The 512-nt window shown below is 30.5% G+C and carries 1 protein-coding gene; it reads left to right on the top strand.

Annotated features, from left to right (window positions below):
- Nucleotides 1–227 precede the first annotated feature (227 nt).
- The coding region (locus DWW13_RS18690) for a DUF6442 family protein (protein ID WP_118720854.1) at nucleotides 228–512 on the top strand (285 nt) is incomplete at its 3' end.

The raw sequence follows: 512 nt of genomic DNA, 5'->3' as shown, positions 1-512 counted from the left end.
TTGATAATCAGACAAAAGCGACGCAGGTATCGCAGTATGAGCTTGTGCTACATAAGGATAGTAACTGGAAGATTGTAGGATAAATGATATAGCGTGCATTTCCTATCAGATTTGCACGCTTTTACAAAACGACAAGAAAACTGTGCAAAAATATTGACTTGTAATGACCGAATGCTATAATATAAATGACAAGTGTACTTGGTATTATTTGAAAGGAGCGTTATATAATGGATAAAGAAAAAATACTATCACAAAACAAAAAAGAGAATCTATATCTTGATGAATACGAAAAACATATTAAACTTCAAGGGAAATCTTTTGGCTTAATGTTTGTTTTATTTATCTGCATTTTAATTCTTTTCATTAAAGCAGTTTGTAAAGAACCTTACTATGACATAATGACAATTATTGGGTCTGTGGCATTTGGCTCTATGGGTTATGAAGCACATATTTCAAAAAATAAATCCAAATTTGTTATTGCTTTATTCTTTCTTCTATTTATGGGGTATTAC

The organism is Blautia sp. AF14-40 (assembly GCF_003479665.1).
Classification (GTDB): domain Bacteria; phylum Bacillota; class Clostridia; order Lachnospirales; family Lachnospiraceae; genus Fusicatenibacter; species Fusicatenibacter saccharivorans.
The sequence above is the reverse complement of the archived record's forward strand: the minus strand, read 5'-3'. Positions and strand labels throughout refer to the sequence as shown.